This window comes from Vreelandella rituensis, assembly GCF_003336665.1.
Taxonomy (GTDB): domain Bacteria; phylum Pseudomonadota; class Gammaproteobacteria; order Pseudomonadales; family Halomonadaceae; genus Vreelandella; species Vreelandella rituensis.
Genome location: NZ_QPIJ01000046.1, coordinates 12,272 through 34,928 on the forward strand (window position 1 = coordinate 12,272; position 22,657 = coordinate 34,928).

General features: G+C 58.3%; 20 protein-coding genes. 11 read left to right on the forward strand and 9 right to left on the reverse strand.

The annotated features are described in order from the left end of the window. The first annotated feature begins 38 nt into the window (after positions 1-38). Complete coding sequence (gene tnpA, locus DU506_RS16055) at positions 39-437, forward strand: IS200/IS605 family transposase (RefSeq protein ID WP_114487907.1); 399 nt, start codon at positions 39-41, stop codon at positions 435-437. A 58-nt stretch (positions 438-495) separates the two neighbouring features. Then, positions 496-870, forward strand: coding sequence for a hypothetical protein (locus DU506_RS21465; protein WP_147273766.1), 375 nt, complete (start codon positions 496-498; stop codon positions 868-870). Here DU506_RS21465 and DU506_RS16060 read toward each other — a convergent pair. Further along, positions 847-1,785, reverse strand: coding sequence for an AEC family transporter (locus tag DU506_RS16060; protein ID WP_114487908.1), 939 nt, complete (start codon positions 1,783-1,785; stop codon positions 847-849). The genes DU506_RS21465 and DU506_RS16060 overlap by 24 nt on opposite strands. Before the next feature lie 139 nt (positions 1,786-1,924). Between DU506_RS16060 and metF the strand changes: the two genes are divergently transcribed. Together metF and sodC are read left to right on the forward strand one after the other, a co-directional pair. Next, positions 1,925-2,764, forward strand: coding sequence for a methylenetetrahydrofolate reductase [NAD(P)H] (metF, locus tag DU506_RS16065; RefSeq protein ID WP_114487909.1), 840 nt, complete (start codon positions 1,925-1,927; stop codon positions 2,762-2,764). Between the two features lie 93 nt (positions 2,765-2,857). Further along, positions 2,858-3,406 (forward strand): superoxide dismutase family protein, encoded by a 549-nt coding sequence (sodC, locus tag DU506_RS16070; protein WP_114487910.1) that lies wholly within the window; start codon positions 2,858-2,860, stop codon positions 3,404-3,406. 63 nt (positions 3,407-3,469) lie between these two features. Here the strand turns inward: sodC and DU506_RS16075 are convergent, their stop codons facing one another. From DU506_RS16075 to prlC, 4 genes are all read right to left on the reverse strand, one after another. Next, entirely contained in the window at positions 3,470-5,662 is a 2,193-nt protein-coding gene (locus DU506_RS16075) for a TRAP transporter permease (protein WP_114487911.1), read from the reverse strand. A gap of 97 nt (positions 5,663-5,759) precedes the next feature. Then, positions 5,760-6,743 (reverse strand): TAXI family TRAP transporter solute-binding subunit, encoded by a 984-nt coding sequence (locus tag DU506_RS16080; protein ID WP_114487912.1) that lies wholly within the window; start codon positions 6,741-6,743, stop codon positions 5,760-5,762. Between the two features lie 276 nt (positions 6,744-7,019). Then, complete coding sequence (locus DU506_RS16085; protein WP_114487913.1) at positions 7,020-7,274, reverse strand: YheV family putative zinc ribbon protein; 255 nt, start codon at positions 7,272-7,274, stop codon at positions 7,020-7,022. A 57-nt stretch (positions 7,275-7,331) separates the two neighbouring features. Continuing rightward, positions 7,332-9,380 (reverse strand): oligopeptidase A, encoded by a 2,049-nt coding sequence (gene prlC, locus DU506_RS16090; protein WP_114487914.1) that lies wholly within the window; start codon positions 9,378-9,380, stop codon positions 7,332-7,334. Between the two features lie 164 nt (positions 9,381-9,544). Here prlC and DU506_RS16100 point away from each other — a divergent pair, with 164 nt between their 5' ends. The 3 genes from DU506_RS16100 (at position 9,545) to DU506_RS16110 (ending at position 12,251) form a co-directional block, all read left to right on the forward strand. Beyond that, positions 9,545-10,885, forward strand: a complete 1,341-nt coding sequence (locus DU506_RS16100; protein ID WP_114487916.1) for a sodium-dependent transporter — start codon at positions 9,545-9,547, stop codon at positions 10,883-10,885. Between the two features lie 53 nt (positions 10,886-10,938). Beyond that, positions 10,939-11,487, forward strand: a complete 549-nt coding sequence (locus DU506_RS16105; RefSeq protein ID WP_114487925.1) for a gamma carbonic anhydrase family protein — start codon at positions 10,939-10,941, stop codon at positions 11,485-11,487. 92 nt (positions 11,488-11,579) lie between these two features. Then, positions 11,580-12,251, forward strand: coding sequence for a metal-dependent hydrolase (locus tag DU506_RS16110; RefSeq protein WP_114487917.1), 672 nt, complete (start codon positions 11,580-11,582; stop codon positions 12,249-12,251). On the opposite strand, the gene DU506_RS16115 is transcribed toward DU506_RS16110, so the two are convergent. The 3 genes from DU506_RS16115 to DU506_RS16125 are packed head-to-tail and all read right to left on the reverse strand — an operon-like array spanning position 12,227 to position 16,335. Continuing rightward, positions 12,227-13,609, reverse strand: coding sequence for a sigma-54-dependent transcriptional regulator (locus DU506_RS16115; RefSeq protein ID WP_114487918.1), 1,383 nt, complete (start codon positions 13,607-13,609; stop codon positions 12,227-12,229). The two genes, DU506_RS16110 and DU506_RS16115, sit on opposite strands and share 25 nt — an antisense overlap. Then, positions 13,602-15,509, reverse strand: coding sequence for a sensor histidine kinase (locus DU506_RS16120; RefSeq protein ID WP_114487919.1), 1,908 nt, complete (start codon positions 15,507-15,509; stop codon positions 13,602-13,604). Before DU506_RS16120 ends, DU506_RS16115 begins: the two co-directional genes overlap by 8 nt. Before the next feature lie 55 nt (positions 15,510-15,564). Beyond that, positions 15,565-16,335 (reverse strand): GntR family transcriptional regulator, encoded by a 771-nt coding sequence (locus DU506_RS16125; protein WP_114487920.1) that lies wholly within the window; start codon positions 16,333-16,335, stop codon positions 15,565-15,567. A 278-nt stretch (positions 16,336-16,613) separates the two neighbouring features. Here DU506_RS16125 and DU506_RS16130 point away from each other — a divergent pair, with 278 nt between their 5' ends. The 4 genes from DU506_RS16130 to DU506_RS16145 are packed head-to-tail and all read left to right on the forward strand — an operon-like array spanning position 16,614 to position 22,343. After that, positions 16,614-17,369: a (Fe-S)-binding protein gene (locus DU506_RS16130; RefSeq protein ID WP_114487921.1), complete on the forward strand. Its 756-nt coding sequence runs from the start codon at positions 16,614-16,616 to the stop codon at positions 17,367-17,369. Next, positions 17,366-18,808, forward strand: a complete 1,443-nt coding sequence (locus DU506_RS16135; RefSeq protein ID WP_114487922.1) for a LutB/LldF family L-lactate oxidation iron-sulfur protein — start codon at positions 17,366-17,368, stop codon at positions 18,806-18,808. Before DU506_RS16130 ends, DU506_RS16135 begins: the two co-directional genes overlap by 4 nt. Then, positions 18,805-19,482 carry a LutC/YkgG family protein gene (locus DU506_RS16140; protein WP_114487923.1) on the forward strand — a complete coding sequence of 226 codons (678 nt, stop codon included), beginning with the start codon at positions 18,805-18,807 and terminating at the stop codon, positions 19,480-19,482. The genes DU506_RS16135 and DU506_RS16140 overlap by 4 nt, the downstream gene beginning before the upstream one ends. Then, on the forward strand, positions 19,479-22,343 hold the full coding sequence (locus DU506_RS16145; protein WP_114487924.1) for an FAD-binding and (Fe-S)-binding domain-containing protein: 2,865 nt from the start codon (positions 19,479-19,481) through the stop codon (positions 22,341-22,343). Before DU506_RS16140 ends, DU506_RS16145 begins: the two co-directional genes overlap by 4 nt. A gap of 13 nt (positions 22,344-22,356) precedes the next feature. On the opposite strand, the gene DU506_RS21985 is transcribed toward DU506_RS16145, so the two are convergent. Beyond that, positions 22,357-22,657, reverse strand: a 301-nt coding sequence (locus DU506_RS21985) for a hypothetical protein (protein ID WP_220254413.1), incomplete at its 5' end; no start/stop codon positions are given.

Genomic DNA, 22,657 nt, shown 5'->3' on the forward strand with positions numbered 1-22,657 from the left:
ACTATAATCGGCTAATTAAGCATAGGTCAAGACTCAGTATGTACAAGATCAACAAGGCGCGATACAGCGCCTACCTGCTTCACGCTCACATCGTGTTCGTGACCAAGTACCGTCGGAAGATTCTTGGTGAGCTTCACCATGAGGCCTTCCAGCAAATTGCTGGCGAAGTTTGCGCTGACTTCGAGGCCGAGCTTCGTGAGTGCAATGGTGACAGTGATCATGTGCATCTGCTGGTCGAGTACAACCCCAAGGTGCAGCTCACGAAGCTGGTCAACTCCTTGAAGGCGGTAACGTCACGTCGGATGCGGGCGGAGTTCAACGACCTGCGGGGCGCCTACACCAAGCCGGTGCTTTGGAGCCGGTCGTACTTCGTGGGATCGTGCGGCGGAGCACCACTGGAAGTCGTGGCACAGTACATCCAAAACCAGCGGGGCTGACGCCCCGCACCGCATTCACCCCACACCTTGGTCGGTGTGGGCACCCTGCGGATTAAGGGTGGATACCGGGTTGTTGGAAGGTTTGCTGGACTGGATGAGTCTGGACGTTGAAAGCCTTCGGAAGGTATCCGGCGTGGGGACTGTGAGAGCCTCTCAGCTACGTCGGAGCTTTCAGGCCGCACGGGAAAAACCGTTTCACCAGTGGTTGGCAGCACTCGGCGTGCCACCTGGAATAGATACCCGCACCGCTGGAGAGTGGTCTGTGCTCGAAGGGCGAACATTGGCGCAGTGGCAGGCTATCCCGGATGTCGGTTCAGTCAGAAGTGAGGCCTTGCAGGCATTTTTTGGCCACCTGGAAATTCAGCGGCTGGCACAACGCTTGCAGCGTGAAGGGGTGGCCGGTTTCAGGTCAGCCGAGGCTGGTCAGCGTTAGCATGATGCCGAAATAAAGCGGTATCAAAAAAGGCGCCAGCAAGGTGGAAACCAACACGGCAAGGGCGCCTTTTTGCGGCTGAATCCCCAACTCCATGGCCACCACTACTACGTTGGCGGCCATGGGTACCACGCCCAGGAGTAAAAAGGCCATAGCCAGTGGGGGTGAAATCTCCAGCCACCGCTGCAAGGCCAATACCGCCACCAGTGTCGCCAGTGGCCATACCAGGTACCTTATGCCGACACAGGCGAGTATTAGGCGGGTATCCCAGGCGGCCAGCGTGACCCTGCTCAAGGTCATGCCAATGATCATCATGCCCAATAGGGTATAAGTGGCGGGAAATACATCCAGCGATTGCATCACGGCGTCGGGTGGACGAAGTCCTGCACTGGAAAGCAATAACGCGGCCAGAAAAGCGTAAATCAGGGGCAGTCGCAAAATCTTGATCAAACTTTGGCGTACTGAAAACTGGCCACGAGCACTGATGTAAAAGCCCACGGTAAACTCATAAAGCGTGATGCCCAGCAGGCAGAACAGGTAGAGCGTGACACCTTCCGCTGGCAACACGATCAAGGCCACCGGAAGCCCGAAATAACCGGTGTTACCGGTGCCGGATGAAAAAGCTAGCAGAGCGCTTTCCGGGGCGTCGAAAAAATGCTGGGCCAGCCGATGGACAACCAGTGAAATCAAGCTGGAAAGCACGAACAGGGCGAGCGTCAGCAGCAGATAATCGGCTGTGGGGCCACCCTGCATCAAGGCCCGAAAAAAGGTCAAAGGGGCGACCAGGTAAATCAGCAGCGTGGCGATGGGGCGCGGGTCGACAGCAAGACGCCTGGCGGCGAGCCACCCCAGCCCGACGAAACTCAGCAGCATCAATAGCGGACCTGTCAGGGTGGCGGGGTTCAAGGCAAACATCGGGGTTCCTCAAGGGCGGAAAACAACATGAATCAAATTGAAGTTTCGGCCGGGAATCTTTCATTGGCTCATGGCGCCAGGACAGGCGAGAATGTCGCCAATAATCGCATATAACCTTTTAGATGATGAGGAAAAACGCATGAGCAGCCAAGAGCACCCCTTGGGTATCAGCTTTGAATTCTTTCCGCCAGGCACCGACGCCGGGCGCGACAAGCTCATGCAAGTATGTGATGTGCTGGCGAGTCGTAACCCGCGTTTTTTCTCGGTGACTTACGGCGCCGGCGGCTCGACCCAGGCACGTACCCGTGAGGTGGTACGTAACGTGGGTCGCAGCGGAATTACCACGGCGCCCCACCTTTCATGTATCGGCAGTGACAAGGGTGAGTTGCGCGAGTTGCTGGCGCAGTATCGAGAGGAAGGCATCAACAGCCTGGTGGCGCTACGCGGTGACATGCCTTCGGGTATGGGCAGTATCGGCGAGCTGCGCTACGCCAACGAACTGGTCGAATTCATCCGCGAGGAAACCGGGGATCATTTCGAGATTGCCGTGGCGGCTTACCCGGAATCGCATCCCCAGGCACCCAGCTTCAACAAGGATGTGGAAAATTTCGCGCGCAAGATGAAAGCCGGCGCTAACCTGGCGATCACCCAATACTTCTTCACCGCTGACGCTTATTTCCATTTCGTCGACAAGGCGCGTGCCCTGGGCGTGGAACAGCCTATCGTGCCGGGTATCATGCCGATCACCAATTACACCAAGCTGGCGCGTTTTTCCGATGCCTGTGGAGCAGAAATTCCCCGCTGGATTCGTAAGCAGCTCGAATCCTATGGCGATGACAGCGAGGCGATTGGTGATTTCGGCACGGAGGTGATTTCACGCCTATGTCAGCGCCTACTGGAGGGTGGGGCACCGGGGTTGCATTTCTATACCCTGAATCAATCCAAAGCGCCGCTACGCGTGATCGATAATTTGCGCTAAGCCAAAGCATGGATAAGCGAATTGGCGGCCTTTGGGTCAAGCGTCTAGCCTGAGTTCTGAGTGTTCATGCAAACAGAATGAAGGAGCTGCACGATGCGCCATTTAATTCTCTCGGGAGCCGCGGTCTCTCTGCTGCTTGTCGGTGCGACAACCCACGCTCAAGCTCAAGAGCAACATGAAGTCGAAATGCACTGGGTGAGTAAAAAGGGCGTCGAGAGGTCGATTGGCACCGTCGCCCTCGAAGAAAGGGAAGACGGGCTGCTTCTGACACCCGATCTTTCGGGAATAATTCCCGGCATCTACGGCTTCCATGTGCATCAGAATGCCAGCTGCGAACCGGGCGAGAACGATGATGGAGAAACGATTGCCGCGGGAAAGGCCGGTGGCCACTATGACCCCAAGAATACCGGTAGCCATGAAGGGCCTTACGGCGAAGGGCATCGGGGCGACCTTCCTGTACTGACTGTCAACGAGGATGGCAAGGCCATGCACCCGGTACTGGCTCCGCGGCTTAGCCTCGACGACATGCAGGGACGCAGCCTGATGATTCACGCAGAGGGCGACACCTATTCCAATGAGCCCAAGGATGGCGGTGGCGGCCCGCGCAAAGCCTGTGGCGTGGTCGAGCTAACCAGTAGTTAACAAAAGACCACCGACATGGATAATGTCGGTGGCCTTTATTGTGCCTCAAACAGCAAGGAAGCGTCAGGCGGTGGGCTTCACACTCGCATGATTGCCATGCGCCTTACGCTGCATCAAGAATAGAGCCGCTCCAATCACCAGTCCTGCAATGTCGGTATAGATGCCCCCATAGATCATGAAGATAGCGCCTATCAGCATGATCACGCGCTGCCAGATCTTGACCGGACCGAAGAACCAGGCTTGTACCATGCCCGCGAGCAGTACGATACCCAGGGTGGCGGTGACGCCCACACGCAGGATCTGCATCCAGCTACCTTCCATCAGCATGGCCGGACTGTAGTAGAACATGAACGGTACGATAAAGGCGGCCAAGCCGATCTTGAATGAGGTGACCGACGTCTGCATGGCGTTGGCACCGGATATCCCCGCTGCCGCGTACGAGGCCAGAGCCACGGGGGGCGTAATCGCTGAGACCACGGCGAAATAGAACACGAAGAAGTGCGCCACCAACGGCTGAATGCCGATGTTGATCAACCCCGGCGCCACAACCGAAGCGGCGACCGCATAAGCGGCGGTGGTGGGCATGCCCATGCCCAGCAAGATACTGATGCACATGGCGAACACCAGCGCCAGTAGCTGGCTGACCCCGGCCAGACCGAGCAGCAGTGAAGAAAAGCGAGCTCCCACCCCGGTCAGGGAGATAACCCCCACGATCAAGCCGGCGCAGGCACAGACGGCGATGATCTGAATCGCCATGGTGCCGGCCAGTTGCAAGGCGGTGAGAATAGAGCGTATGCCCATCTTGTTAGGGGAAAACCAACTCACTACGGCGGCCGACGCAGTGGCCAGGGTACCGGCACGAATCACCGAATAACCCATGAACAGCGCAAAAATCAGAATGATGATCGGCGTAAACAGGTAGACCTGCTTCACCAGTTTCGAGAACAGCGGAATCTCATCCTTGCGCATGCCGCGCATGCCTTTACGCGCAGCTTCGAAGTCCACCATGAAGTAGACCGAGGCAAAATAAAGGATGGCTGGGATCACTGCCGCCAAGGCAATTTCGGTATAGGGAATACCGGTGATTTCCGCCATGATAAAGGCACCGGCCCCCATGATCGGCGGCATGATCTGCCCACCGGTGGACGCCGCGGCTTCGATGGCGCCGGCGCTGCGCGCGGGATAACCCACTTTTTTCATCAGCGGTATGGTCAGCGAACCGGTGGATACCACGTTGCCGGCGCTGGTGCCGTTGATCATACCCATCAGGCCGGAGGCAAAGATCGACACCTTGGCCGGACCGCCACGTGCACGACCGGCAGTGGCGAAGGCAAAGTTGACGAAGTAATCGCCTACTTTGGACGCTTGCAGAAATGCAGCGAAGATGATGAACAGAATAATGTACGTCGACGAGACCGCCGTTGTCGGGCCGAGGATGCCCGCATCGGTATAGACTTGGCTGAAGAAGCGGTTCATCGACAAGCCGGGATAGCCGAGAAAGCCTGGCAGGTAGGGGCCGGCAAACACATAAAGCAGAAAGATCGCTGAAATGACCACCAGCGCGAGTCCCGCAACGCGTCGCGTCAGTTCAAGAATCAACAGAGAGCCGGCAATCGCCGCCCAGGTAATGCCGGGAGGAGCAAAGGAAGTACCGGTCGACATGCGAATATCGGTGTTATAAGCCACCAACAAATAACCGGCACTTGCCAACGCACAGACCATCAACACCAGGTCGGCGGGGGTGAAACGGTGGCGAGCCTGGCGATAAAACCAGGAAATCCCGATGGCCGCCACAGTGGCGGCTATCAAGGGGAAACCGAAATGCCAGGTTTCCACCTGTGGGTCGATACGCAAGGCACCGCCGCTCAAGGTTTGCTGCATGAAAAACACCTGAATCAGCGAATAGATCGCTGGAATCAGCAGCGCATAGCTCACCCAGCCTAACCAAGGCGCGGAAGCGTGATGTTCCTGGTCGGCAAAACGGGCACCGGCATACAGCCCATAACCCAAGATCAACGCCCCGGCAATGTGCACGATGCGAAACGACCAGGTTTCCATCGGGTAGATGTTGAGTGAAATCAGGTGAAAGCTGGAATAAGCAATCGCCAACCCTGCAAACAGAAGCCACTGCCAGCCGGCAAAGACGCGGCGGTTGGTCTCCACCATATCTTCATCGACACCAGAGGCGATAGCGTCGGGTGGCGTCGGGGCGTCATCCTTGAAGCCGGTAGAATCTTGGTCGGGTTTGTGACTCATGGGGTCACCCTCACAGCAAAAAGCAAAAAAAGGGGCAAAAGCGAAAGATGCCCCGTGCGGCATGGCCGGCACGGGGCACCGCTAACATAGGAAAGGCTTACTTGATCAGGTCAGGATCGATGTCGTAGCCGTTCTCTTCGTACCAACGGGCCGCACCCGGGTGGAAAGGCAGCACTTTGTTATACTTGATGTTTTCCGGAATGGTAGTTGCAGCGCTGCGGTGAACGGAGCGCATGCTGTCATTGTTTTCCATGGTGACCTTGGTCACTTCATAGACAAAGTCTTCCGGGAGGTCACAGCCGGCAATGGCGAAATTCCACATGGAAACTGCACGGGCGTCTTCTTCAAGTGTTTCGTAAGTGCTGGCGGGAATGGAGAATTCCGCCACCGGGAAGTTTTCGATAACGGTCTGTTGCTCTTCCTCGGTGAACTCGATGATGTTGACATCGGTCTGCACTTCCAGCTGGCTGACAGCCGGAATCGGGATGCCGGCGGCAAAGGCGATCACGTCGAGTAAGCCATCCTGCAACTGGCCACCAAGATCCGTCCAGCCACCGTTACGCCGGTCGAACTCTACACCCAGTGTTTCTAGAATCTCGGGGAAATAGGTATCGGAAGTAGAGGCGGCAGGGCCGAAACCGATGCGTGCGCCATCAGGGATCTCGGAAATTGAGCTAATGCCGGAGCTTTCCAGTGCGGTAATCGAGAAGGGTGTCTCATACATGGGGAACATGGCACAGACGTTGTCCATTTCTAGGCCCGGTGCCAGTGGGCTCTTGCCACTCACGGCATCCGCGGCGGGTCCCATGGTGGTCAGGCCGAAAGCGACATCGCCACCGTGAACCAGTGCCAGGTTCTGGGTCGGGCCACCGGTGACTTCGCCACCGCCGGAAACACCCAGCTCGTCAGCAATGAAGTTGGCCCAGCCGGAGCCATAAACAAAGTAGGTCCCGCCCTGGCTTGCGGTTCCTACGGTGAAGTTATCCGGCCAATCCGAACGTTCAGCGTGCGCGGCGGTACCGGCTACCAGTAAGGCGCTACCGGCGAGCAGGGTAAAAGTCTTGGGCATCATGTTGCGCATGGCGATTTTCCCGTTGTTTATTGGAATATTCATTGATGACCGCTTAGGTAAGCGTCTTGGCTACCAGACGGCCATACTGACAGTCTAATTGAGAGCAATTAGCGAACCAGTAAATAAATAAAACCTTAAAAACAAAAGGATAAAGCGATAGGCTTCGACAAAAGTCGAAAAGGGAGTAAGGGGGAGTGGCTGGATATCCGCACACTGCTGGTTGGCTCGTGTGCGGTTTTTCGGACACTCTGGTGAATAAACCAAGGGCGATAAGCGCAAGATTACTTACGGCTTGTGGGTCTTGCCTAGGTCCAAAATACGTACCGGCTGAACGTCCTGCTGCTTCTGTTCATCTCGTACCTGGTTGACCCGGGTGGTCAGTTCGCCGAGTGCCTCGTCTTCAATGGCCAGCTGTTCAAAAAAATCACAGCTCACGCACTCGCGATAACGAATCCCGTTTTGTTCCCAAGCACGAATACGGTCCATCTCGGCGCAGCGGGGGCAGATGACCCCGGCAATAAAACGTTTGATAACAGCCATCGGAGGCTCCCTGAAAGTTGCACGTCAGCCAATGCCGACGTGCAACCGAAGTGAATGTCAGGCGGCACGAATACCGCAGTGACGCAGTAAAGGCTCAACGCTCGGGTCGCGGCCTCGAAAGGCGCGGAACAGGTCCGCGGCATCCCGGAGACCGCCGGGTTCGAGAATTTCACGGCGAAAGCGCAGTCCGGTTTCGGGGTCGAATATACCGGCCTCTTCAAAGGCACTCCAGGCATCCGCCGACAGCACTTCCGCCCATTTATAGCTGTAATAGCCTGCCGCATAGCCACCGGCAAAGATATGCCCGAAGCTGTTCTGGAAGCGATTGAAGTCCGTCTTGGGTACCACCGAGACCGCCGCACGGATCTCGTCGAGCAAGGCCTGAATCTGCGTGGCGGTGGGGGCCTTGAGTTCATGATGCAAGCGCAGATCGAACAGCGAAAATTCCAGCTGGCGAACCATGCCCATGGCGGATTGGAAATTCTTGGCGGCTTGCAGGCGTTCGAGAAGCTCGGAGGGCAACGGCTCGCCGGTGTCCACGTGGCTGGCGAGTAAATCGAGCCCCTCGCGTTCCCAGCAAAAATTCTCCATGAATTGGCTGGGCAGTTCAACGGCGTCCCATGCCACGCCATTGATGCCGGAAATGTCGGCGATCTGCTGCTGGGTCAGCATATGATGCAGGCCGTGCCCGAATTCGTGAAACAGGGTGGTCACTTCATCGTGGGTGAACAGTGCAGGTCGATCCCCCACGGGCGGCGTGAAGTTGCAGGTCAAGAAGGCCACCGGCAACTGAAGCCCTTCGCTGCTCTTCCGGCGAACTCGGCAATCGGCCATCCAGGCACCCCCACGCTTGCCTTCTCGGGCGTAGAGGTCGAGGTAAAACCCGGCGATGATCTCGCCGTTTTCGGTAATCTGGTAGTAGCGCACGTCGTCGTGATAACGCGGCGCCTCTGGATCTTCCTTGAAACGCACGCCGTAGAGACGCTCGACTACCTGAAACAGCCCGTCTATCACCTTGGGTGCCGGAAAGTAAGGGCGCAGTTGTTCTTCGGAAATGGCGTGGCGTGCTTCGCGCAGCTTTTCACTGGCATAGGCCACATCCCAGGGCTGCAATTGGGTAATCCCCAATTCACGCTTGGCGTAGTCGGCAAGCTCGGAAAGCTCTTCTTGGGCTTGGGGTACCGCCCGGCGAGCCAAGTCCTTCAGAAAGTCGAGGACTTGCCGGGGAGATTCCGCCATCTTGGTGGTCAGGGAATAGTCGGCGTAGCTGGCAAAGCCGAGCAGCTCGGCAAGCTCGGTGCGCAGCGCCAGGATTTCTTCCATGAGCGGGGCGTTATCGAAGTGCCCGGCATCCGGCCCCTGGTCGGATGCGCGGGTGATAAAGGCCGTGTACACCTCGCGGCGCAATTCACGGTTATCGGCGTAGCAGATCACCGGATAGAAACTGGGGAAGTTCAAGGTGATCCGATAGCCTTTCAGCTCTTTGGCTTCGGCATTGGCCTTGAGGTTGTCCAGTGCGCTCTGCGGCAGACCGGCAAGCTCGGCTTCGTCGACAATCTGCTTGTGCCAGGCTTGAGTGGCGTCCAGCACATTGTTGGAGTACTGATGGGAAAGCTCGGAGAGGCGTGCCTTGATCTCACCGTAACGGGTTTTCTGGGCTTGGGGTAAATCGACCCCGGCAAGGTGGAAGTCACGCAGGGTATTGTCCACCGTGCGGCGCTGGGCTTCATCCAGCTCGGCCCAGGCGGGACCTTCCTTGAGCGCCTGCCAGGCATGAAACAAGCCTTCGTGCTGGCTCACCCAGGTACTGTAGTCGGAAAGCTTGCTCAGGCATGCCTGGTAGGCATCGCGCCATTCAGGAGAATTCATGGTGGCGTTGAGATGAGACACCGGTGCCCAGGCTTTGCTGAGATGGTCGTTCAACGCTTCCAGCGGTGCCGCAACGCTTTCCCAGGTGGGACTGGTGTGCTGTGCCTGAGCGGTGAGCTTTTCAATGGCCGTCCGGTTGTCCGCCAGCAGGCTGTCCATCGCCGGTATCACCTGTTCGGGGCGAATTTCGTCAAAGGGCGGCAATTGATGGGTCTCGAGCAAGGGGTTGCGGGACATGCGCACCTCGATAGTGATGGTCAGGAGTCGCTGAAAAAGCGAAAGGCGTCTGTTAAGGCCATAAATGCGGGCGAGTGCAATAGGTTTCAATGGCAAGGTTTGGCGGCGGTGCAAGGGCCTGCTAGTCTTGCGCGCTTCCAAACGCCAATGGGCAGGAGTAAACGATGAGCGAGACGCTGGAGCGCTGGAGCTCGAAGCGGGCCTTTATCTTGGCCGTCACTGGTGCCGCAGTGGGGCTGGGTAACATCTGGCGCTTTCCGTATATAGCTGGAGAAAACGGCGGCGCCGCCTTTTTGCTGATCTACGCCACCTTTATGGTATTGCTGGGGGTGCCGGTGATGATGGCCGAAATCCTGGTCGGTCGAGCCGGGCGCCGGGGGCCGATGCAGGCACTGGGCGCCTTGGCGACCCAGGCAGGGGCCTCTCGCCATTGGCGCTGGCTGGGGGTGTTTGGTGCTTTCACCGTGTTCTGCATCCTGTCGTTTTATTCGGTGGTATCCGGTTGGTCGATAGAGTTTCTGGTGGCCTCGGTCAACGGCAATTTTATACAGGCAAGCCCCGCCGAGATCGGAGCAGGCTTCGATGCCTTTCTGGCCAACCCTGGGTTGTTGATTTTCAATCATTCGCTGTTTCTGTTCATGACCATGAGCGTGGTGGCGGCAGGTGTTGCCAAGGGATTGGAGAGACTCAACAATCTATTGATGCCGTTGCTGTATATCCTGTTACTGCTATTGGCGGGCTATGCCGCGACCACCGAGGGCTTCGGTCCGGCACTGGCATGGCTGTTTCTACCGGCGTTCGATGCAGTGACCTTGTCGGTAGTGCTGCATGCCATGGGCCATGCGTTTTTTACCCTGGCGGTGGGGGCCTGCGCACTCATGGCTTACGGTGCCTATATGCCTGAGGAACAGAGTCTGCCCAAGGCGGCGGCCACCATTGCGGTGCTAGATATCAGTGTGGCGCTGATCGCTGGCATCGCGATCTTTTCCGTGGTGTTCGCTCAAGGCATGGACCCCGCCGAAGGGCCGGGGCTGATGTTCGTCACCTTGCCTATCGCGTTCTCTCATTTGCCCTGGGGGGCCGTGTGGCTGAGTGCCTTCTTCTTGCTTTTGTTGCTGGCCACCTGGACCTCGGCGATCAACCTGGCCGAACCCATGGTGGCTACACTGGAAGGGTTGGGGTGGAAGCGAGGCCTGGCATCGCTGGCGGTTGGAAGTGGCGTATGGCTGGTGGGCGTGGTGGCCGCGATGTCATTCTCGGTATTGGCCGACTTTCGCCCGCTGTTCGGGCGTAATGTGTTCGAGTTGGTGAGCAGTATTCCGCCGGATATCTTTTTGCCGCTGGGTGGCATGCTGATTGCCATCTTCGCTGTCTGGGTAATGCCCCAGGCTGTTGCGGCCGAGGCACTGGGGGCCAGCGCGCGAATGTTCCGGCTGTGGCGCCTGGTAGTGCGCTGGGTGTCGATACCACTCACCCTGGTCGTACTGCTGAGCGCGCTGCTCTAGTGTCCTGACGCAGGTTTTCAATCACGGGAGATACCATGAACACGGGAGATACCATGAAAAATCAGGCTATTCGCAGCTATCAGGGAAGGTCACCCCAGTTAGGCGAACGCGTTTATATCGATCCGGCCAGTGTGGTGCTGGGTGATGTGGTGTTGGGTGATGATTGCTCGGTATGGCCGATGACGGTGATTCGCGGCGATATGCACCGTATCCGCATTGGCGCACGCACCAGTGTGCAGGACGGCAGTGTGTTGCATATTACTCATGCCAGTGACTTCAACCCGACGGGATTCGCGCTGACCATCGGCGATGACGTGACTATCGGCCACAAGGCAATTCTTCACGGCTGCACTCTGGGAAATCGTATTCTGGTGGGAATGGGCGCGATCATCATGGATGGTGCCGTCGTGGAAGATGAGGTCATCATTGCGGCAGGGGCGGTGGTTACTCCGGGCAAGCAGCTGGAAAGCGGTCATGTCTATGCCGGTAACCCGGCCAAGGCAATGCGACCACTGAAGGATAAGGAACGTGCCTTCTTTCCCTATACGGCAGGTAACTATGTGAAACTCAAGGATCAATACTTGCTGGAGCCAATGGACTGACCCCACGTCGCCCCTTGTGTTTTTATCGGGGGAGAGTGTCGCGGTAGCCTGTAATCTGTTAATTTATCCAGCTTTTTAAGAGCTGCCGCGACATGGCCAATTTCCGCACCCACATCACCATTGCCGCCGTAGGCGGGACGCTACTGGCGTATGCCGGTTGGCAGGTCCAGTGGTGGGAGGTGCCTCAGGCGCTGCTGGCGCTGGCACTGGTCACCTTCGGGGGAATCCTGCCCGATATCGATGCCGACCGTTCGCGTTCCATACGCTTGATTTTCAACTTGCTTTCCGTACCGGCCCTGGTGATGGGAGTGTTGCTGCTGCAGCCTTGGCTGACCCCCGGGGTGTTGCTGGTCGCCTGCGGGGGGATCTACTTTGCCGTGCGCTACCTGGGCAGCGTGCTGTTTTCTCGGCTCACCGTGCATAGAGGCATCTGGCACTCGATACTGGCGGGGGCGTTATGTAGCCTGATAACCGCTGCGGTGAGTTTTCAATTATTGAAGCAGCCGGCTGGCTTGGCATGGTCGCATGGCATGGCTATCGGGGTGGGCTTTCTGATCCACCTACTGCTTGATGAGGTTTACAGCGTGGACCTGGAAGGCGCGCGCTTGAAGCGCTCGTCCGGCACCGCCTTCAAGTTATGCGATACGCGTCGGCCGCTGTCCTCGCTGTTGATGCTGATCGCCACCGGCGTTCTATTGCCTTGGCTGCCACCCTGGAAGGTGCTGGGCGAGCTGCTGGTTCAGGGGTCGTTCTTGTGGCGGTAATCGTCGGCTTTCAGTTGGTGCTTCTTGAGCTTGTCGTAAAGCGTCTTGCGGGGAATGCCCAGCTGTTGGCACACTTCGCTCACACGCCCTCTATAGCGTGCCAATGACTGACTGATCAGGCTTTTTTCGAACAGCTCGACTTGATGGGGAAGCGCGGGCTCGCAGGTGTCGGCGCTAGCCCCTTCGAGCAGTGCATCCAGACGATAATCAAAGGCCGCGCCGAGCAGGACGTAACGCTCGGCGAGGTTGCGCAGTTCGCGCACATTGCCTGGCCAGTCATGGGCCAGCAGCACGGCAATCCCCTGGCTATCCAGGGTGGGCGCTTCCAGACCGCTACGGTTGGCGGCAATTACCGCAAAGTGTTGAAAAAGAAGAGGAATGTCCTCGCGCCGTTCGCGCAGGGCGGGAAGGGGCAGGGTCACGACGTTCAGCCGGTAGTAAAGGTCTTCGCGAAACTGACCGGTTTCGGCTGCCGTCTTGAGGTCCACCTTGGTGGCGGTGATCACCCGAATATTCAGCGGCACTACCTCATTGGCTCCCAGCCGCTCCACGGAGCGTTCCTGCAATACTCGCAGCAGCTTGACTTGCAATGCCAAGGGCATGGACTCGATTTCATCCAGAAATACCGTACCGCCATCGGCATGCTCGAATTTGCCGATACGCCGCTCGACAGCGCCGGTAAAGGCGCCTTTTTCATGGCCGAAAAGCTCGGATTCGATGGTGTTTTCCGGCACCGCGCCGCAGTTGATCGCCATGAAGGGGCTATTGCGGCGGGCACTGCGCTCGTGAATGGCACGGGCCACCAGATCCTTGCCGGTACCGGTTTCCCCGAACAGCAACACATCGGTTTCCACCTGGCTGATACGTTGAATCATCGCGGCCAGCCGGGAAATCACCGTGGTTCTACCCACTAGGCGTGGACCTAGTGCGGCCTGCTGGACTTCCAATTCGGCCTTAAGACGGCGATTCTCCAGGCTCAGCTGACGTTTTTCCACGCCTCGGCGCACCACCTCGACCAACTGATCGCCGGCAAAGGGCTTTTCCAGAAAATCCCAGGCACCTTCGCGCATGGCTTCCACGGCCGTGGAAATATCCCCATGACCGGTAATCAGAATGATCGGCAGGGTGGGGTCGCGTTGGCGTAATTCACGCAGCAAGGCCATGCCATCCATCCCAGGCATGCGAATGTCACTGACCACAACGCCGGGAAAGTCGGGGCTCAGTTGGCTCAAGGCACTTTCGGCACTTTCGTAACAGTGGGTGGCATAGCCGGCAAGCTCCAGGGTCTGACTGGCGGTGATACGCAAATGGGGCTCGTCGTCGATGATCATCACCGGAAACGTCGACGGCTCATGCATGAGAAATATTCTCCTGAGAAGGATGGGGTGACGCCGCAAGGCCGAGCGTCAGCTCGAATTGGGCGCCGCCTTCGAGGCAATTGGCGGCACGCAACGTACCGGCCAGGTCGTCAATGATACGTGAGGAAATCGAAAGGCCCAGCCCTAAACCACTACCCGGGGTCTTGGTGGTGAAAAAGGGTTCGAAAATATGCGCCAGGTGGGCCTCGGGAATACCAGGGCCGTTATCAGCGACACGGATCATGACCTTGTCACCGATTCGGCGGGCGCTTAGCTGTAGACAAGGGCTTTCGGTGTCCTTCATGGCATGCAGGGCGTTGCTGATCAGATTGACCAGCACTTGCTCAAGGCGGATAAGGTCACCGGTGACCCAGAGAGTCTCGTCGGGCCAGTGCTGTTCGACCGTCACGTTGCCTTCGCGAAGCCGGCTCTGGAATAGCCTCAAGGCGTAATCGACGCAGGCCTGCACGGAGATGGTTTCCTGGCGTTCGCCGCTCTTGCGAGAAAACTGGCGTAGCTGGGCGCTGATCTCGGCCATGCGTTGAGTCAGTTCGATAATCTGCGCCAGGTTGGCATCGGTATTGGCGTACTGCGCACGGGCCAGAAAGCTGCGGGCGTTCTCGCCATAGGCACGTATGGCCGCCAACGGCTGGTTGAGTTCATGGTTGATACCCGCGGCGAGCTGGCCCAGCACGGCCAGCTTGGCTGCCTGGATCAGTTCATCTTGGGTTTGGCGCAGGTTGTCTTCGGCGCGGCGACGTTCCTCGATTTCCGCCGATAGCCTGCTGTTGCTGGCCACCAGGTCTCGAGTGCGATGTTCGACGCTGACTTCCAGTTCGTCACGGACACGCGCCAAGGTGCGACGTTCACGCTCGGCGAAGGCTTCGCGCTCACGGCGCAGGCGCAGGCGTTGCCAGCCAATGCCGCCGCCGAGCAGCAGCACCCCGTAAAGGCCGCCCGCCATCGAGGCGGCTATCCATTGCGCGTTGGTTACCGGTGTCATGGGCTTGAGAATATGCATTTGCCAGCCGAACTCGGGAATAGGTTGGGCAAGCCTTAGATAGTGGTCATTTTTCATCGCGTCGTGGGCGAAACTGACGATCCGGCTATTGTCGTCATAAACGTCATGCTGCTTGATGCCCGCCGCAGGCAATGGTTCGTTGGCATAACGACGCGTTGCCAGTAGCGCTTCACGTTCGCTTTCGGAGAGAGAGTGCAGAGCCGTCATGCGCAGCTGTTCCCGGCTGGCCATGAAAATGATGTCATCGGCATCGGTGACCAGCAGCGTTGCCTCCTGTTTCGCCCAGCTTTCTTCGACGGTATCGAGCAATACCTTGATCACGATGACGCCATCCGGGCGAGCGTCGGGCGCGGTATCGTCGAGCCATACCGGTGCGGAGAAATAATAGCCGCGTTCGAGCGACTGCACGCCCAAACCGAAAAAGCGCCCTTGGCCGCCGGCAATGGCAGCGGTGTAATAGCTGCGAAAAGCGTAGTTCTGGCCGATGAACGTATTGGCGCGATGCCAGTTGCTGGCAGCCAGGGTGGTGCCATGACGGTCCAGCAGGTAGACATCGGACACCCCGGCCGTAAAGCGAAAGCGGTCCAACATCATGTTGAGCGGCATGGGATCCTGGCTTTCCGGTGAGGCGAGAAAGCGCTGCACATTTTCGCGGGTGGCGAGCATGCTGGGCAGGTAATCGTAGCGCAGCAGGTAGCCGTTGAGATTGGCCACCGATAAGCGCAGTTCGTTCTCGGCGTCGCTTTGAAGGGTGGCGAGGGCTTGTTCCCTGGCTATCTGGGCTGCTTGCCACATGCATAGCAACAAGCCCAGGGAAAGCAGGACCAGCCAAAGGCGCCGCCAGCGACGCGAAAGCCCGGCCAGCAAAGTGGTGTTCATGGGCAAGTGTCCAGAACCTCATCCATTAAGGGGAATGGCTGCAACGCCTAGCGCTTCATGCCGGTATCGTGGTGCTTTGGGCGCGGCGCAGGGCACGTTGTGAGCGGGTTTCCGCACGTGCCATTTCGAGCAGGCCTTCCTCGACGAAAACCAGATGCTCATGAGCGCGCGTCCGGGCTTCTTCCGGCTTGCCCTCGAGAATGGCATCGAGCAGCGCGCGGTGCTGCTTCATCAACAGGCTACGCGAATCCGGTTTGGCAAACAGGTGAGCCAGGTTGTCGACGATACTTTTTTCCAATAGGTGGAAGATGCCGCGAATCGTATGCAGCAGCAAAACGTTGTGAGCCGCTTCGGCGATGGCCAGATGAAAGGCGGCATCAAGCTTGGCCTCGCGTGCCGGGTCGGCACCGGCGAAGCCGCTGTCGAGTTCTTCGAAGCGCTGAATCAATATGGCTTTATCCGCCGGCGTGGAGCGCAGGGCGGCATAGTAGGCGGAAATTCCTTCCATGGCGTCACGAAATTCCAACAGGTCGAGGTGAAATTCCTTGTGCCTGGAAAGCATTTCCAGGAGCGGGTCGGTATAACCGCTATGGAGTTCATCATTGACGAAGGTGCCGCCACCCTGACGGCTGGTCAACAAGCCGCGTGCGGCAAGCTTTTGGATGGCCTCACGCAGGGATGGCCGTGAGACACCGAAACGTTCGGCCAGCTGGCGCTCCGGGGGAAGGCGCTGGCCCGGTTTCAGGCTGCCTTCCAGCAGCATGCCTTCCAGCCGTTCGGTGATCACATCGGCCAGGCGTTGCTGGCGCAGCGGGGGATAACTCATGGTAAAAAACCCTTTTAGATTGGTAAGACCAATATTAGCTTTTTGCCGAGGTGACGACAAGATGCCTTGCCCGTCGCTAAAAATAGATGAAAAAACATGAAGACGATTCCGGGGTTTTTGACTAAAGTCTAGGCACTTAGGGCTGTTCGACCCGGGGTTTCCATTTGACAGTGTTTGGTTATCTCCTTAGTGTTGGAAAAATTATTCGGGTAAATTGGTTTTACCAATTTTCCAATGTTATCGATTTCCGCTAGTCGGCACGCTGAGGAGCCCTGCGAATGGCGCCAGTCAAGCTATACCCCCCCAAACCGGACAAGGTGTATTTTTATGGCACCTGCCTGGTCGACATTTTTTTCCCTCAGGCCGGCATGGACGCTATTCGTTTGCTCGAGCGCGAGGGCATTGAAGTCATCTTTCCCGATGATCAAACCTGCTGCGGGCAACCGGCGTATACCTCGGGCTATCAAACCGAGGCGCGGGAAGTCGCCCGCTCGCAGCTGGGGCTGTTCGAGCAGGACTGGCCGATTATCGTGCCTTCGGGGTCTTGTGGCGGGATGATGCATACTCATTATCCGCAACTTTTTGCCGGCACGGAAGACGAAGCGCTGGCTAAGGCGGTGGCCGGACGCGTGTTTGAGCTCACCGAGTTTCTGGTGCATGTCTGTCGTCTCAAGCTTGAAGATCGCGGCGAACCGGAAAAAGTTGCCATGCATACCTCCTGCAGCGCCCGGCGGGAAATGGGCCTGGCGGAAACCGGCCCGATGTTGCTGTCCAAGCTCGGCCAGGTGGAATTGATGGAGCAGGAGCGTGCCGCCGAATGTTGTGGTTTCGGCGGGACTTTTGCCGTGCGTCATCCGGAAATTTCGGCGGCCATGGTGGAAGACAAGACGCAAGCCATCGAAGCGACCGGCGCAAAGCGTTTCGTTACCTCTGATTGTGGTTGTCTAATGAACATCGGAGGGCGTTTCGAGCATCAGCAAAAAGCGGTGACGGGTGAGCATATTGCCAGTTATCTGTGGCGGAGGAGCACATGAGCATACACGACGACGCGGTTCAGACGTTTACTCCTCGCGACTTTCATCGCCAGGCCCACGATGCCCTGGGCAACCCGCAGATTCGCGCCAACTTCCGCAAGGCGATGGATGGCCTGATGACCAAACGGCGCGATAGCTTTGGCGACTGGGACCTGGAAACCCTGCGTGAACTCGGTGCCAATATCCGTATGCGAGCACTGGCCAAATTACCCGAGCTTCTCGAACAGTTGGAAGCCAACTGCGAGGCCAATGGCATCCATGTGCATTGGGCTGAAGACGGAGAGGAGGCCTGTCGGATCATTCGCGAGCTGTGCGAGGCACGGGGCGCCAAGGCGGTCATCAAGGGCAAGTCGATGGTTTCCGAGGAGATGCATCTCAATGAGCATCTTGAAGCGGCGGGCATCGAGGCGCTGGAATCCGATCTCGGCGAGTACCTGGTGCAGCTCAATCAGCAGACCCCCTCGCACATCATCATGCCGGCGATTCACCTCAATACCGATGAGATTTCCGACATCATGCACCACAAGACGGGGACCGAGCGTACCCGCGATGTCGACTATATGACCGCCGCCGCCCGTTCCCAGCTGCGCGAACGCTTCATGGCCGCCGATGTGGGAATTTCCGGGGTCAACTTCGCGGTCGCCGAGACTGGCACCCTCTGTCTGGTGGAAAACGAAGGCAACGGGCGCATGACCACCACGGTACCGCCGATGCATATCGCCGTGACGGGTATCGAGAAAGTGGTGGAGCACCTGCGCGACGTTCCGCCTTTATATGCACTGCTTTCGCGCTCGGCGACCGGCCAGCATGTGACCACTTACTTCAACATGATTTCTGGGCCGCGCAAGGAGCAGGAACACGACGGGCCCGAAGCCGTGCATCTGGTACTGGTCGACAACGGCCGCTCCAGAATCTACCAGGATGATGAACTGCTCGACACCCTGCGCTGCATCCGTTGCGGGGCCTGCATGAATCACTGCCCGGTGTATACGCGGGTCGGTGGCCATACCTATGGCACCACTTATCCCGGGCCTATCGGCAGTATCTTGATGCCTCATATGCTGGGGCTGGAAGATACCAAGGACCTGCCCAGCGCCTCGAGCCTGTGTGGTGCCTGTGGGGAGGTATGTCCGGTAAAGATTCCGATCCCCGATTTGCTGGTAAGGCTGCGTCGTGAGGCCGTGGGCGAAGGGCGTGGCAATGTCCCCGGCGCCGGGGTCAAGCGTAACAAGAAGGAAGTCGCGGCCTGGAAAAGCTTTCAGTGGCTGGCGACTCATCCGGGCGCTTGGCGTAGAGGTACCGCCATGGCCGGTAAGCTGAACATGCTGATGCCATCGAATCTGGGGCCCTGGACGGACCATCGCACGGCGCCCAAGCCCGCCAAGACCACGCTGCATGCGTTGATCAAACGTCATCGTAAACAAAGGAGCGACGCATGAGCGCCCGTGATGCGATTTTCAAGCGCCTACGCGAGCGCACCGACGGCCCTCTGACGCCCCCGGCCTGTGATTTTTCCGTGGTGACCAATCGTGGCTGGAGCCGAGCGGAGCGCCTTGAGCACTTTGAACGCTTGATCACCTCGGTGCACGGCGAAGTGATCCACACCACCTCAGACGACTGGACTCGCCGGTTAGCCGAAGTGCTGGCCGCCAAGTCGATCAAGCGCCTGGCATTGGGTCGCGAGCATCCCGTCGCGGCCGAGGCGCGCGAGGCCTTGAAGGCATCCGATGTCGAGCTTGTCGATGTGGATCGCGATATCGAGACGTGGCAGCGGGAACAGTTCGAGCGTGTCGATGCCGGCATGACCTCGACCGGTGGCGGCATCGCCGAGACCGGCAGCCTGTGGCTGTGGCCCACGCCGGACGAGCCGCGCCTGATCAGCCTGGTGCCGCCGATTCATATTGCCGTGCTGGATGCTGAGAGTGTCGAGGACACCTTCTTTGACATGATCGAGGCGCATGGCTGGGCGCAGGGCATGCCGACCAACGCCCTGCTGATTTCCGGGCCCAGCAAGACCGCGGATATCGAACAGACGCTTGCCTATGGCGTGCATGGTCCGCGTGAATTGGTAGTGTTGCTACGCTATGCCGCCGCGCAGGTGGCAAGTGCATGACCCCCTCGGCCCCCCATGCCTGGCAAGAGCTCAAGGCGGTTCTGCTAGAAACGATACCCGCAGAGCGTCTGATCGATGACCCGCTGCGCACCCTGGCTTATGGCACTGATGCCAGTTTCTACCGACTGATTCCCCAGTTGGTGGTGCGCCCCGAAACCGAAGAAGAGCTTCAGCGGGTGCTGACCGAATGCCGCGTCCGGCACTTGCCGGTGACGTTTCGAGCGGCAGGTACCTCGCTTTCAGGCCAGGCGGTGACCGATTCGGTATTGATCCAGCTCGGGCAAGGCTGGCGAGGCCACAAGATTCTCGACGAAGGCCGGGCGATTCGCTTGCAGCCTGGCGTGATCGGTGCCCGGGCCAACCAGTTGCTGGCGCCTTACCAGCGCAAGATCGGTCCTGACCCGGCCTCGATCAACAGTTGCATGATCGGGGGAATCGCCGCCAACAATGCCTCGGGCATGTGTTGCGGTACCGCCCAGAACAGCTATCGAACGGTGCGCGATATCCGCGTCATTCTTGCGGATGGTGCCTTGCTGGATACCGCCGAGCCACACAGTGTCAGTGCTTTTCGCAAATCTCATGCTGCGCTGGTGTCGGGACTTGAGCGTCTTGGAAGCGAAACTCGGGCCAACGAGGCGCTGGCCGAGAAGATTCGCCACAAGTACCGGCTCAAGAACACCACCGGTTATGCGCTCAATAGCCTGGTGGATTTCGAAGATGGAATCGAGATCCTCAAGCATCTCATGATCGGCTCCGAGGGCACCTTGGGCTTCATCAGTGCCATCACCTATGAGAGCGTGATAGACGAACCCGAGAAAGCGGCGGCCCTGGCCTTCTTCCCGGACATGGCCACCACCTGTCGAGCGACGATTGCGCTCAAGCAGGCGCCGGTATCCGCCGTGGAATTGATGGATCGTGCCGCCCTGCGCTCGGTACAGGATCAAGCCGGGATGCCGTCAGTGCTCAAGGAGCTTCCGGAGGGTGCCGCAGCGCTGCTGGTGGATGTGCGCGGTAATGACGACACCGAGCTCGAGTCGCGCCTTGAGCAGGTGCAAAAGGTTCTCGCCGAGATTCAGACACTCGAACCGGTTGCCTTTACCCGCGATGCTTCCACCTATGCGCTCTACTGGAAGATTCGCAAAGGGCTGTTTCCCGCGGTGGGCGCGGTACGCGAAACCGGCACCACGGTGATCATCGAGGATGTTGCCTTTCCTATCGAACGCCTCGACGAGGGTGTGCTTGCGCTGACTGAGGTGTTCCGCCGGCATGGCTATGAGGAGGCGATTCTGTTCGGGCATGCGCTGGAGGGTAACCTGCATTTTGTTTTCCCCCAGGGCTTCGAAAAACCCGGCGAGGTGGCGCGTTATCAGGCATTGATGGATGAAGTCGCCCAGCTGGTAGGGGTCGAGTATGGCGGCTCGCTCAAGGCGGAGCATGGCACCGGGCGCAACATGGCGCCCTATGTCGAGCTGGAGTGGGGTAGCGACGCCTATGCCCTGATGTGGGAGCTCAAGGCCTTGTTCGACCCGGATAATCTGCTCAATCCTGACGTGATTCTGAGTCGCAATCCGACACTGCACCTGGAAAATCTCAAGCCGTTGCCGGCAGCCGACCCACTGATCGACAAGTGCATCGAGTGCGGTTTCTGCGAGGTGGTCTGCCCATCAAAAGACCTGACGCTTACACCACGCCAGCGCATCGTGCTTCGCCGCGAGCTGGCAAGGCTTGAAGCGCTGGGTGATAGCGCCAGTGATCAGGGTAAAGCGCGTGCCCAGGAACTTTGGCAAGCCTATGCATATCAAGGCATCGACACCTGCGCCGCGACCGGCCTGTGTGCCATGCAGTGTCCGGTGGGTATCAATACGGGGGATCTGGTACGCAAACTGCGTCACGACAACAACCAGAGCAAGGCGGGCACGGCCAATCTGGTAGGGCGGCATTTCTCCGGAGTTACCAGCGCCGGGCGAGCTGCCTTGAGTATGGCGGGAATTGCACGCGCTACGCTGGGGCCAGATCTGCTAGGCAAGGTCAGTCATGGGGCGCGCCGTATCAGTGGCAATCGAGTGCCACAGTGGAGTCCGGCCTTGCCTAAGGCGGCGCCGGTGCGGGTGCTGAAATGCGACACGCCTGGTGATGACTCCCGGGAAAAGGTCGTCTATCTACCTTCCTGTGCCACCAGGGTTTTCGGAGCCTCGCATGACGATACTGAAACACGCTCGGTAATGGAGATTACCTTGCAGCTGCTCGATAAAGCAGGCTTCGATGTCATCTTGCCCCAACAAGTTTCTCAGCTCTGCTGCGGCATGGCATTCCAATCAAAAGGATTGTTTGATGAGGCGGTTCGCAAGGCTGAAGAGCTGAATGGTGAGCTATTGCGAGCCAGCCAGAACGGACGCTACCCGATTCTCTGCGATACCAGTCCCTGTACCTTGCAGATGCAAGAGCACCTGGATGAGCGGCTTTCCATGCAAGAGCCGGTAAGCTTTGCTCAGGAGCAGTTGCTGCCACGACTTTCTGTTACCCCGCTTGATGAGCGCATCGCCGTGCATGTAACTTGCTCCAGTACCCGGATGGGATTGAGCGATAGTTGCGTGGCGCTGGCGCAGGCTTGTTCCAATGACGTGGTGGTGCCGGTCGACATCCACTGCTGCGGGTTTGCCGGTGACAAAGGCTTCAATACGCCGGAGCTCAACGCGGTAGCGCTGGATGGGTTGGCAGAACAAGTGGCAGGGTGCAGTGCTGGCTACTCCAACTCACGCACCTGTGAGATCGGCTTGAGCCAGCATGGCGGCATCCCTTATCGCTCGATTCTGTCGTTGCTGGACCGTGTCAGTCGCCCGCTTAAAGACCAAAGACGATAGCTTTGGAGTTTTTTTACACCAGGGACTTGCCAGTGTCCCGGTCAGGCGGTAGAGTACGCATCCGCTGCCGGGAACGCCAGGCGTTTCCAGCGGTGAATGAGGTTGAAAAACCTCGGTTTGTTAGCGGTTTCGAGGTCAGGCCAGACGGCATCGAAATTGCCCATTGACAACCACCCAGGAAGGCGTAGAATATGCTTCCTCGCTGAGGCCAAACGGTTACGGTCTCGCGACAGCTCTTTAACAATTGATCAGGTAATTCATGTGGGCGCTTGCCGATGAGGGTGACAATGTCACCGAAAATCAAGGCAAGCGAC

What these genes read in the sequence shown, in the direction of transcription:
- DU506_RS16145 (WP_114487924.1), top strand. Translation starts at nt 19,479, where the DNA reads ATGACCCCCTCGGCCCCCCATGCCTGGCAAGAGCTCAAGGCGGTTCTG.
- DU506_RS16130 (WP_114487921.1), top strand. Translation starts at nt 16,614, where the DNA reads ATGGCGCCAGTCAAGCTATACCCCCCCAAACCGGACAAGGTGTATTTT.
- DU506_RS16125 (WP_114487920.1), bottom strand. Translation starts at nt 16,335, where the DNA reads ATGAGTTATCCCCCGCTGCGCCAGCAACGCCTGGCCGATGTGATCACC.
- sodC (WP_114487910.1), top strand. Translation starts at nt 2,858, where the DNA reads ATGCGCCATTTAATTCTCTCGGGAGCCGCGGTCTCTCTGCTGCTTGTC.
- DU506_RS16135 (WP_114487922.1), top strand. Translation starts at nt 17,366, where the DNA reads ATGAGCATACACGACGACGCGGTTCAGACGTTTACTCCTCGCGACTTT.
- DU506_RS16120 (WP_114487919.1), bottom strand. Translation starts at nt 15,509, where the DNA reads ATGAACACCACTTTGCTGGCCGGGCTTTCGCGTCGCTGGCGGCGCCTT.
- DU506_RS16105 (WP_114487925.1), top strand. Translation starts at nt 10,939, where the DNA reads ATGAAAAATCAGGCTATTCGCAGCTATCAGGGAAGGTCACCCCAGTTA.
- DU506_RS16110 (WP_114487917.1), top strand. Translation starts at nt 11,580, where the DNA reads ATGGCCAATTTCCGCACCCACATCACCATTGCCGCCGTAGGCGGGACG.
- DU506_RS16085 (WP_114487913.1), bottom strand. Translation starts at nt 7,274, where the DNA reads ATGGCTGTTATCAAACGTTTTATTGCCGGGGTCATCTGCCCCCGCTGC.
- DU506_RS16060 (WP_114487908.1), bottom strand. Translation starts at nt 1,785, where the DNA reads ATGTTTGCCTTGAACCCCGCCACCCTGACAGGTCCGCTATTGATGCTG.
- prlC (WP_114487914.1), bottom strand. Translation starts at nt 9,380, where the DNA reads ATGTCCCGCAACCCCTTGCTCGAGACCCATCAATTGCCGCCCTTTGAC.
- DU506_RS16080 (WP_114487912.1), bottom strand. Translation starts at nt 6,743, where the DNA reads ATGCGCAACATGATGCCCAAGACTTTTACCCTGCTCGCCGGTAGCGCC.
- metF (WP_114487909.1), top strand. Translation starts at nt 1,925, where the DNA reads ATGAGCAGCCAAGAGCACCCCTTGGGTATCAGCTTTGAATTCTTTCCG.
- DU506_RS16075 (WP_114487911.1), bottom strand. Translation starts at nt 5,662, where the DNA reads ATGAGTCACAAACCCGACCAAGATTCTACCGGCTTCAAGGATGACGCC.
- tnpA (WP_114487907.1), top strand. Translation starts at nt 39, where the DNA reads ATGTACAAGATCAACAAGGCGCGATACAGCGCCTACCTGCTTCACGCT.
- DU506_RS16115 (WP_114487918.1), bottom strand. Translation starts at nt 13,609, where the DNA reads ATGCATGAGCCGTCGACGTTTCCGGTGATGATCATCGACGACGAGCCC.
- DU506_RS16140 (WP_114487923.1), top strand. Translation starts at nt 18,805, where the DNA reads ATGAGCGCCCGTGATGCGATTTTCAAGCGCCTACGCGAGCGCACCGAC.
- DU506_RS16100 (WP_114487916.1), top strand. Translation starts at nt 9,545, where the DNA reads ATGAGCGAGACGCTGGAGCGCTGGAGCTCGAAGCGGGCCTTTATCTTG.